This window comes from Shewanella hanedai (genome assembly GCF_007197645.1).
In the GTDB taxonomy this organism is placed as follows: domain Bacteria; phylum Pseudomonadota; class Gammaproteobacteria; order Enterobacterales; family Shewanellaceae; genus Shewanella; species Shewanella hanedai.
On record NZ_VKGK01000003.1, the window covers coordinates 256,039 to 266,718 of the forward strand.

The 10,680-nt window shown below is 43.6% G+C and carries 6 protein-coding genes and 5 tRNA genes; 5 read left to right on the forward strand and 6 right to left on the reverse strand.

Features of this window, described 5'->3' with window-relative positions; genetic code table 11:
* Nucleotide 1: 1 nt before the first annotated feature.
* On the reverse strand, nt 2-802 hold the full coding sequence (nagB, locus tag FN961_RS04515) for a glucosamine-6-phosphate deaminase (RefSeq protein ID WP_143563349.1): 801 nt from the start codon (nt 800-802) through the stop codon (nt 2-4).
* Nucleotides 803-1,215: 413 nt separating this feature from the next.
* On the opposite strand from nagB, the gene nagE reads away from it, so the two are divergent.
* Complete coding sequence (gene nagE, locus FN961_RS04520; RefSeq protein WP_229814617.1) at nt 1,216-2,985, forward strand: N-acetylglucosamine-specific PTS transporter subunit IIBC; 1,770 nt, start codon at nt 1,216-1,218, stop codon at nt 2,983-2,985.
* Complete coding sequence (gene ptsP, locus FN961_RS04525; protein ID WP_143563350.1) at nt 2,982-5,522, forward strand: phosphoenolpyruvate--protein phosphotransferase; 2,541 nt, start codon at nt 2,982-2,984, stop codon at nt 5,520-5,522. The genes nagE and ptsP overlap by 4 nt, the downstream gene beginning before the upstream one ends.
* A 58-nt stretch (nt 5,523-5,580) precedes the next feature.
* Here the strand turns inward: ptsP and FN961_RS04530 are convergent, their stop codons facing one another.
* Nucleotides 5,581-6,450 (reverse strand): LysR family transcriptional regulator, encoded by an 870-nt coding sequence (locus FN961_RS04530; RefSeq protein WP_143563351.1) that lies wholly within the window; start codon nt 6,448-6,450, stop codon nt 5,581-5,583.
* Nucleotides 6,451-6,551: 101 nt separating this feature from the next.
* Here FN961_RS04530 and FN961_RS04535 point away from each other — a divergent pair, with 101 nt between their 5' ends.
* Entirely contained in the window at nt 6,552-7,856 is a 1,305-nt protein-coding gene (locus FN961_RS04535) for an MFS transporter (RefSeq protein WP_143563352.1), read from the forward strand.
* A 275-nt stretch (nt 7,857-8,131) separates the two neighbouring features.
* Here the strand turns inward: FN961_RS04535 and FN961_RS04540 are convergent.
* From FN961_RS04540 to FN961_RS04555, 4 genes are all read right to left on the reverse strand, one after another.
* Nucleotides 8,132-8,207: transfer RNA gene (locus FN961_RS04540), tRNA-Val, on the reverse strand.
* A 41-nt stretch (nt 8,208-8,248) separates the two neighbouring features.
* Nucleotides 8,249-8,324 (reverse strand) — tRNA-Val (locus FN961_RS04545).
* A 42-nt stretch (nt 8,325-8,366) separates the two neighbouring features.
* Nucleotides 8,367-8,442 (reverse strand) — tRNA-Val (locus tag FN961_RS04550).
* Nucleotides 8,443-8,484: 42 nt separating this feature from the next.
* Nucleotides 8,485-8,560 (reverse strand) — tRNA-Val (locus FN961_RS04555).
* Between the two features lie 321 nt (nt 8,561-8,881).
* On the opposite strand from FN961_RS04555, the gene gltX reads away from it, so the two are divergent.
* On the forward strand, nt 8,882-10,291 hold the full coding sequence (gene gltX, locus FN961_RS04560; RefSeq protein WP_143563353.1) for a glutamate--tRNA ligase: 1,410 nt from the start codon (nt 8,882-8,884) through the stop codon (nt 10,289-10,291).
* Between the two features lie 103 nt (nt 10,292-10,394).
* A tRNA-Ala gene (locus FN961_RS04565) sits at nt 10,395-10,470 on the forward strand.
* Nucleotides 10,471-10,680: the final 210 nt, after the last annotated feature.

Here is a 10,680-nt window from a genome sequence, read left to right on the forward strand (position 1 = left end):
ATCAAAAATCCTTGATGTTTTCTGATTCAATGTCTTGAAAGTAACGTAATGTACGTACTTTCAGGTCCAGTGTTGCTGAGTCATCACAGACCATAATGGCTTTAGGATGAAGCTGCATAGCTGAAATGGTCCACATGTGGTTTACAGAACCTTCAACGGTTGCTTGTACGGCACGGGATTTATTGGCACCGGTTGAAAGGACCATTAATTCTCGAGCATCAAGTACGGTACCCACTCCCACTGTTAGTGCAAGTTTAGGGACTTTATTGATCTCGTTATCAAAAAATCTGGCATTGGCTTCGCGAGTTTCAGTGGTCAGCGTTTTCAGACGTGTACGAGAAGCGAGTGATGAGCCTGGCTCGTTGAAAGCTATGTGGCCATCGTGTCCTACTCCACCCATAAACAATTCGATTCCACCTTGTGCAGTAATCGCTTGCTCATAACGTTTGCATTCAGCTTCTAGATCTTCGGCATTCCCATCTAAATTGTTGATATTTTCTAGCGGAATATCAATGTGATCAAAGAAGTTGGTGCGCATAAACATTTTATAACACTCAGGGTGAGATGCTGATAATCCAACGTATTCATCCATGTTGAATGTGATGACATTGGCGAAGCTTATCTCGCCTTCCTTGTGTAAACGAATAAGCTCTTGATATGTCGGAACTGGGGTGCCGCCAGTAGGCAAACCTAAAACAAACGGTCTATCAGCAGTAGGATTAAAATCCTTGATGCGTTGAACAATGTATTGAGCAGCCCAACGACCAACCGCTTGCTTGTCTTTTAGAGGTATAAAACGCATTTGATAAACTCCGAGTAATTGAGGTGTAGGTTGCCTGTGTCGTTAAGCTTTTGCTTATTAGTGAAGATGAAATTGCTCCCATTATCCTAAATAGCTACGGCTCGGCATTACAAAAAGTCATATTGTCATCGTATAAGACAAGTACTACTGGTCAAAATACAATTCGGTAGCAGTTTTCCGACAGGTGTCTCTACATTTTATTCTGAAAATAAATTGATTCCCTAAATCATAGGTAATTTATTTTTCGTTGGAAAATAAAAGCGTCTATAGTGTGATCTAGAACGTAAAAATTTAAAAAAAACACGATCAAGTACCGATTTTTTGCTTTTTTAATTTCCTTTGGAAAATAAGTTAGTAAGATAAATTCCAAATAGACAATTCTCACTTTAATAAAATATATAAGAGGTTCAATCGTGAACATATTGGGGTATATGCAAAAAATCGGTAAAGCATTAATGCTACCGATAGCGGTCCTTCCGGTAGCAGCTTTGCTACTACGTTTGGGCCAGCCAGATTTGTTCGACATTCCGTTTATGGCAGAAGCAGGTAATGCCATTTTCAGTAACCTTCCTTTGCTCTTCGCTATGGGTATCGCAGTCGGTATCTCTGTCGATGGAGCCGGTGCCGCAGCGCTAGCTGGCGCAGTCGGATTCTTTATTCTTAAAGGGACAACAGCAACGATAGACCCAACCATCGATATGTCATTTTTTGGTGGCATTATCAGCGGTATTGTCGCGGGTCACACCTATAATCGTTTCCATGCAGTCTCTTTACCAGCAATTCTTGGCTTCTTTAGTGGTAAAAGACTTGTGCCGATCATGACTGGCCTGTTCATGTTATTGATGGGCTGGGCTTGTGGCTATATTTGGCCGGCAATTCAACATGGTATCGACCTATTTGGACATGCCATTGCCGATTCAGGTTCTATTGGTCAATTTGTATTCGGTACATTAAACCGTGCTTTACTTCCATTAGGATTACATCACGTATTGAACTCGTATTTCTGGTTCGGTTTAGGTGACTATACCAATGCCGCTGGATTACTTGTTAACGGTGACCTACATCGTTTCTTCGCGGGCGATCCTCAAGCTGGTGTGTTCATGACAGGTTTCTTCCCTGTAATGATGTTCGGTCTACCTGCGGCTGCTCTGGCAATGTATCTAACAGCAGATGTTGATCGCCGAGCTCAAGTTGGTGGTATGTTGTTTTCAGTTGCTGTAACAGCTTTCTTGACAGGTATTACAGAACCTCTTGAGTTCATGTTCATGTTCCTAGCGCCAGGTCTATATGCGATTCATGCAGTATTGACTGGTGTATCAATGGCATTAACGACAGCTATGGGGGCATTAACTGGCTTTGGCTTCTCGGCTGGTCTGTTCGACATGGTGCTTAACTGGGGATTAGCAACCAATCCATGGACGGTTGTTTTCATTGGCTTTGGATATGCAGTCCTTTACTTCTGCGTGTTCTACTTCGGTATCAAAATATTCAACTTGAAAACGCCTGGCCGTGAAGTTCAAGACGAAAGCGTGGGTGAATGTGTTGTAGATGACAAAGATAAGCAAGGTCTAACAGATAAAGAATACAAGGCTAGACAGTACATTAAAGCTATTGGTGGTGTGAATAACCTGACTGTTATTGATGCTTGTATCACTCGTCTTCGTTTGACCTTAGTTGATCCTAATGCGGTTAATGAGAGTGTGATTAAGGCCTTAGGTGCCAGTGGCATGATCCGCGTCGGTGAGAAGAACCTGCAAGTCATTGTTGGTACTGAAGCTGAAATCATAGCCGGTGAAATGAGAAAAGTGGCGGCAAGTGAAGACTTGAGTGCAATTAAGATCCCAGAAGTTGCAGTTGCTGCAGCCAAAGAAGCACCAGCTCCTATTGTTGCTGCTAGTCAGATCGTCGATAAAACTGAATTTTCTCAAAAGTGCATCGCATTATTAGGTGGGTCACAGAACTTAACTCACATCGATGCCAGCATTACTCGTTTACGTTTAACGCTAAAAGACACCTCTAAAGTGAGTGAAGAAGATCTTAAGTCTTTGGGTGCGATAGCCATCGTGCGTATCGGCGATAAGAATCTACAAATAGTCGTCGGTCCTGAAGCTGAAATGATTGCCGATGAGATGAAGCAAATCACCCGCGAAGATAAAACACCTACTGTTAAGGTTTCCCTATGAGTCTACAGATAAATAAAAGCCAGTCTTGCTTACTCTCTTTGTCAGCGCCTCTTTCTGGCGTAGTGCTGAGTATCGAAGATTCTGCTGATCCCGTGTTTGCCGGACGAATGATTGGTGACGGTGTTGTGATCAATCCAACGAATTCTGTCGTTGTCGCACCATGTGCTGGCACGATAAGCCAGTTGCATGACGCTAAGCATGCGGTTGCGATTAAATCTGATACTGGCGTTGAAGTGTTGATCCATGTTGGGATTAATACCGTGACGCTTCGCGGCGAAGGTTTTGATGCGAAAGTTAAACTAGGCGACACCGTTGTTATCGGTCAGGAATTACTCGCTTTTGATACGAGCTTTATCGAGTCAAAAGAGATCAGCCTAGAAACTGCGATTATGATCACGACCGGTGAAACAGGTTATGTGGTTAATCGAGGTTCGAACGTAACAGCAGGACAAAACATTGTCTTTACCGTCGATGCTAAAGCGGAAGAGCAGGGCAGCACTGAGTCATCACAAGATGATGTTACAGTGACAGAAGATGTTGTGTTGATGAACCCATTGGGTCTTCATGCGCGTCCTTCTGCGACGCTTATTCAAATTGTTAAGGGTTTCAGCTGTAAGGTAACCCTTTTAAACCAGGATAACGGTAAGCAATGTAATGCCAACAGTCTGACTGCAATCATGGGATTGCAGACAGTGCTAGGTTCAAAACTGGTTGTCACAGCGACTGGACCAGATGCCCAAGATACTATGGAAGCCGTTCTTAACGGTTTCCGTTCTGGACTGGGTGAAGAAGTTGCTGAAGGATTACCTGTTGCTGAAGCGATAGAAGTTGAAATACCACTACTTGGTCCTGTAGAAGGTGCTGACGGTCTACTACCGGGTGTTAAAGCCTCACCAGGTGTTGTCATTGGTAAGCTTTATCATCAGATCCGCGAATTGGCCAGCTACCCTGAAAAGGGAGTAAGCGTCAGTGATGAGCTTGAGCAATTGGATTATGGCATCAAAAAGGCCAGTGTTTCACTGCAAGAGTTAATTGATAAATTAGAACAAGAAAATGCGGGTGGACACGCTGAAGTGTTCATCGCACATCAACAGTTGTTGGAAGACCCCGCCATTGTTGAGCGCGCTGTAGAACTGATTAATTCAGGCAAAAGCGCTATGTGGGCTTGGCACAAGAGCTTTTTAGCTGAAGCGGATGTGATGCGACAGCTAGATAACCCAATGCTTGCAGCCCGTGCGACTGATGTTGAAGATGTGGGGATGCGCGTACTGTGTTACCTTCTCGGTGTCGAGGGAGCATCAGCTCAACTACCTGAAAATACGATTCTTTGTCTCGATGATATTACCCCGTCAGAGGTTGTTATCTTAGATCGTAAGGCCGTCATTGGTATTTGTACTCTTGAGGGCGGCGCCACTTCACATGCTGCTATTTTAGCCTGTGCTATGGGGATCCCTTATTTGGTCAACATGCCTGCGAGTATTCGTGGATATGACAATGGCTCAGAAGTTATTCTTAATGCAAACAAGAGCTTCTTAAAGGTTAATCCGACTGCAGATGAGATAGATCAATGTTTATCTCAGCAAAAGCACATTGCTGAAGAGTCTAGTGCGGCATTGAAAGTGGCCAATCAGCCTGCGATCACAAAAGATGGCCATCGCGTTGAGATTGCTGCCAACATTGCAAATCTAGAAGATGCTGAGAAAGCCGTTAAACTGGGTGCTGAGGCCGTCGGTCTGTTGCGTTCAGAGTTCCTTTACATGGAGCGAGTGACCGAGCCTTCCCTGGATGAGCAAATTAAGGCTTATAGCGATATTATTGGCGCTATGGGTAAAGATCGTCCCGTTATCATTCGAACTCTGGATGTGGGGGGTGATAAGCCGCTTGCTTACCTGCCTTTGCCAAAAGAGGAAAACCCTTTCTTAGGTGAGCGTGGCGTGCGTATCGGTATTAACCGTCCTAGCATGTTACGCAAACAGGTCCATGCCATTTTGAAAGCATCTCATGTTGGACATGTGCGGATCATGTTCCCAATGGTGAGCTCACTTGATGAATTCCGAGCAGTGAAGAAGCTTGTTCTTGAAGAGCAAGAAAAAGTGGGCGTGACTGTTGAGATTGGCATCATGATCGAAGTACCTTCAGCGGCACTATTAGCTGACCACTTTGCTAAGGAAGTTGATTTCTTCTCTATTGGAACAAATGACTTAACGCAATACACTTTGGCGATCGATCGTGGTCATCCAAAATTAGCTGCGCGTATTGATGGATTACATCCTGCAGTACTTCGTCTTATTGATATGACGGTGAAAGCTGCCGATCGTGAAGGCAAGTGGACTGGTATCTGCGGCAGTTTAGCAAGTGATCCTGTTGCTGTTCCTATCCTTGTTGGTCTAGGCGTTCAAGAGTTATCAGTGAGTGTGCCTTCTCTGCCAGTGGTAAAGGCGAGAGTAAGAAATCTTAATTACGCACAGTGTCAAATCATGGCTCAAAAAGCCTTGGTTTGTGATTCAGTTGAGGACGTAAGAAGCATTAAAGCTTAAGTCTCACGATCTGTTATATATTTGAACACCTTATGGCTTAAGTCATAAGGTGTTTTTTTTATCTGTTTTCCATTAGGAAATCAACAAAAGCTCTGTCGGCGACGCTGATTGGTTTGTGTTTCTTCCAAGCGACATGCAAGTCGAGAAAGACTGGGGGATCAAAAGGCTTCGCTAAAATTTCATCTTTATCGCTGATCACCATTTCAAGCACACTGGTGATTGCAAAACCTTGCGAGACGATCTGTTTTATCAAGTTAATCAAGTTTGTTTCAAAACCTATGTTGGCCGTTAGGCCTAAAGCAGTGGCTTGGGATAGCATCCACTCTCTGTGGAAGTAACCAGGTTTAAACATCACCAGCTCATGTTCAAAGAACTGCTTAATATTAATGCTCTTGTACTCAGCTAATGGGTGTTCAGGCCCAAGGGCGACAACCATTTGCTCGGTTAGCAGACGGTGGCTATTAAACTCAGGTTTTAGATCTTGAGCGGTAATGATGGCAATATCGACCTCTTCTTGTATCAGCATCCTCAATGAATCCCGAGTGCCTCCTTCAAAGAGTGACAATTTAAGATCGGCGTACTGGTGACGAAATGCCATTAGTCGGCTCGGTAAGTAGAAGGAACCTAACATGCCTGGAACGGCAATTCTTACTTCACCTTTAGTGAGGTTTGCCATGGATTTGATGTCAGCTTCTGCTCTTTTGAGCTGTTTGATAATAAGCAGAGCATGTTGGTGCAATGCAGCACCTTCAGCAGTCAGTGTGATTTTTTTCATGCTACGACTGACTAAAATAACGCCAAGTGATCCCTCTAGCCGCTTAATACTCTGACTCAACGCGGGTTGGGCCATATTTAGACTCTCGGCTGCTTTAGTGAAACTGCCATGTTTAACAAGTGCATCTAGGTGATTAAGTTGACGTATATCCATAACAAATATCAATAGCTCTGATTGTTTTAATCTATTATTGTTATGTTATTACTGATGCTAATCTATGTCTATTGAGTTTGTTTATTAAGTTGCCATAACCGATGTCGGTCAATAATAGCCAAGTGATCCTTCCTAACCATTCCGTAGTTCAAAACAATGCTTCAGCGCCGGTACATCAGCATGAGGTGCGCCTGATCTGGGGTCTTTCCATTGCATCAGTCGTTGTTTATATCAATCTTTATTTGGTACAAGGTGTTTTGCCGCTGATAGCAGGTACTTTTGACGTTGCAATAAAACATGCCACTTTGTTGTTGTCGGTGACCAGTTTTTCAATGGCTTTCTCGCTGCTTTTATATGCCGTTATATCAGACAGGGTAGGGCGTAGAGTCCCGCTACTCATCAGTTTATATCTTCTCTTAGCGTCCGACTTGTTGATGATTTTTGTGAGTGATTTTTCGCAACTATTGGCATTGAGGTTATTGCAAGGCGTGTTATTAGCAGCGGTGCCTGCTATCGCGATGGCTTATTTTAAAGATGAGTTAAGCAAGGGAGCGATGTTGAAAGCGGGGGCTGTCTATATTGCTGCAAACAGTTTGGGCGGGATTGCTGGTCGCCTGATTGGCGGTGCGCTGTCATTAGAATTGCATTGGCAACAAGTTATCGGTGTTGTTTTGCTACTTTCACTGTTGGGGGTTATTGCTGTTCATCGTTTATTGCCAAGTCACAGCATAAATAGTGGTTCCTCAACGTTATCGATATTAGATAAAAAGCCTATGTCTTGGTTGACATCTATTCAGGATGATTTTCGTGGTTTTTGCCTTCACCTTAACGATGTAAAGCTACGAGGTATCTATCTCGTAGGTGGTCTCGCATTTTTGGTGATGGTAAACCAATTTAGCTATATTCAGCTTCATTTGATGGCGCCGCCGTTTAATTGGGGACGTTTTCAAGTTACGCTGATTTTCCTTTGCTATCTCAGTGGTACATTTGCCTCGTTTTACTCGGGTGGTTGGATAGCTCGTTTTGGACGAGAAGCTGTATTTAGACTTGCTCTAGCTGCTATGTTTTTGGGCGGATTAGTCACGTTAATGAATACAATCTTGGCGATCTGCCTTGGTTTTTTGATGAGCTCATTTGGCTTTTTCCTACTTCATAGTGGCTGTAATGCTTGGGTCGCTCAGCGCGCTAAGATCCATAGAGCTAAAGCTACTGCATTGTATTTGTGTTGCTACTATTTAGGCGCTTCTTTAGGAGGGCCTTACTTGATGCCATTCTGGCAGCACTGGGGCTGGCGTGGTGTTGTGTTCGCATCAAGCTTAGTCTTGGTATTGCTCGCTTGGGTCTTATTCAAACTGACTCGAACTATCCCGTTTGAGAGCTCGTCAACCAAACTAGCAGCCAGTTGATTGCTCTTTGCTCTCATTTTCTGGGGTTTGTGCAGTAGGTTCTCTTCTGTAACGCTATTTCCACTAAATTTGGATTCTCAAATACTTTTAATAATGCAAATTGAGTAGATAGGGTTTAAGCCAATAGTTATTTATTGGAAATATAGCAGGAATAGATAAAAGGTGATGTTGGGGTTGATACTTGGTCAGGGATGATCTTACTAAGAATGATTTTTAGATTATTTGAAAATAGATTTGAATCAGAGGAATTGAACTTTGCGTATCAAGAAAGAGAATGGTGGTCGATACTGGGCTCGAACCAGTGACCCCCTCCTTGTAAGGGAGGTGCTCTCCCAGCTGAGCTAATCGACCTGGGACTTACTATCTTACGTTTTACTTCTCAATAAAGAGAATGGTGGTCGATACTGGGCTCGAACCAGTGACCCCCTCCTTGTAAGGGAGGTGCTCTCCCAGCTGAGCTAATCGACCTGGGACTTACTATGTTACGCTTTATTTCTCAATGAAGAGAAATGGTGGTCGATACTGGGCTCGAACCAGTGACCCCCTCCTTGTAAGGGAGGTGCTCTCCCAGCTGAGCTAATCGACCTGGGACTTACTATGTTACGTTTTATTTCTCAATGAAGAGAAATGGTGGTCGATACTGGGCTCGAACCAGTGACCCCCTCCTTGTAAGGGAGGTGCTCTCCCAGCTGAGCTAATCGACCTCGCTGTGTGGGGCGTATTATAGGGATGAAGGACTTAGTGTCAACGATTTTTTAGCGAAAAAGAACAGTGCGTTTTAATTTTGTACGAGTTGCCGCTTTGTTGCTCATGTTGTTGTTGGTATGGTTCATTTTTATTCAAAACATTGTGGCGAGTAAAGAAAAGAGGAGCGAACGAAGTTGGATATAAGTGAATGTCGCCTCTTTATCTTCATATATAGCTGTATGGCAATTTCCCTAAACCCAATTGGCTGTTAGAATATGCCCCACATTCATTGGTACCGTCTATTTTTTTAGACTTTCTATATAGGTTAGTGTCCCATTATGACAACTAAGACGCGTTTTGCTCCCAGTCCTACTGGATTCTTGCATGTCGGTGGCGCTCGTACAGCGCTTTATTCATGGTTATGTGCTCGTGCCAATCAAGGCGAGTTTGTTCTGCGAATTGAAGATACTGATATTGAACGTTCTACGCCTGAAGCATGCGAAGCCATTCTTGAGGGGATGCAGTGGTTAGGTCTGAATTGGGATGAAGGCCCTTACTACCAAACGAAACGTTTCGATCGCTATAACGAAATCATTGCTCAAATGTTAGAGCAGGGTAGTGCTTACAAATGTTACTGCTCACGTGAGCGTATAGAAACGATGCGTGAAGAGCAGGCAGAGAAAGGTGAACAGCAGAAGTATGACGGCTGTTGTCGTGATAAGGCTCCACGAGATACCGATGAGCCATTTGTTGTTCGCTTCAAAAACCCGACAGAGGGCAGTGTCGTATTTGACGACCACGTTCGTGGTCGTATTGAGATCTCAAACGAACGATTAGATGATCTTATTATCGCTCGTACAGAAGGTACGCCTACATATAACTTCTGTGTAGTAGTTGATGATTGGGATATGGGGATAACTTGTGTTGTTCGTGGTGAAGACCATATCAATAATACACCTCGTCAAATAAACATCCTTAAAGCTCTTGGTGCTCCAATTCCTGAATATGCTCATGTAGCGATGATTTTGGGTGATGATGGTGCCAAGCTGTCTAAGCGACATGGCGCTGTTGGTGTTATGCAATATCGTGACGATGGTTACTTACCAGAAGCACTACTTAATTACCTTGTTCGTTTAGGTTGGTCACACGGTGATCAAGAAGTCTTCTCTATTGATGAAATGAAGCAGCTCTTTAAGCTTGATGATATCAATAAAGCGGCATCTGCTTTTAACACCGAAAAGTTGATCTGGTTAAATCAGCACTATATAAAGGAGCTTGCTCCAGAATATGTGGCTAAACATCTTGAATGGCACATGGCGGATCAGAACATTGATACCACTAATGGTCCTGAACTAGCTGAAGTTGTCACTGCTTTATCTGAAAGAGCTAAAACCTTAAAGGATTTGGCAGCATCTAGCCGCTACTTCTATGAAGATTTTGCTGAATTTGATGAAACAGCAGCTAAAAAGCACCTTAGAGGTGTAGCAATGGAGCCTTTACAACTTGTTCAGCAAAAGCTTGCTGCTTTAAATGAGTGGACTTTAGAAGGTATTCATCAAGCTATTGAAGATACAGCGACAGAATTAGAAGTTGGTATGGGTAAAGTTGGTATGCCTTTACGTGTTGCTGTAACGGGCGCAGGCATGTCTCCTGCTGTCGATTTAACCTTATTCTTAGTTGGAAAGGTTCGTTCTGAGCAAAGAATCCTCAAAGCGATTGAATTTGTAGCAAATAGAATAAATTCCTAAAAAACGAGTTGACACTTTTGGGTGCGCTGCATAGAATGCGCCACGCAGTTGAGACGCAAGCAATTAATAGTTGCGGTGCACTCAAATGTCATTAGGTTAGAAAGGGGCCTTAGCTCAGCTGGGAGAGCGCAACACTGGCAGTGTTGAGGTCAGCGGTTCGATCCCGCTAGGCTCCACCATCTAACCTAACTCATTATCTTGTACGAGTATAAAAACAAGAACCTAATCTCAGCGTCTAGTGAGAATAAATTAGGTTGCTCAGGTTGATTCCATAGCCTTCGGAATTGAACTTATAGATAACTCTTTATTTGTAGAGTCTAAAGAATAAATGTCCGGGTCCCCATCGTCTAGCGGGAACAAGACTAGGACACCGCGCAGTGTTTTCTTAT

Coding starts and splice junctions, on each gene's coding strand:
- ptsP (WP_143563350.1), top strand. CDS start 2,982: ATGAGTCTACAGATAAATAAAAGCCAGTCTTGCTTACTCTCTTTGTCA.
- gltX (WP_143563353.1), top strand. CDS start 8,882: ATGACAACTAAGACGCGTTTTGCTCCCAGTCCTACTGGATTCTTGCAT.
- nagB (WP_143563349.1), bottom strand. CDS start 802: ATGCGTTTTATACCTCTAAAAGACAAGCAAGCGGTTGGTCGTTGGGCT.
- FN961_RS04535 (WP_143563352.1), top strand. CDS start 6,552: ATGTCGGTCAATAATAGCCAAGTGATCCTTCCTAACCATTCCGTAGTT.
- FN961_RS04530 (WP_143563351.1), bottom strand. CDS start 6,450: ATGGATATACGTCAACTTAATCACCTAGATGCACTTGTTAAACATGGC.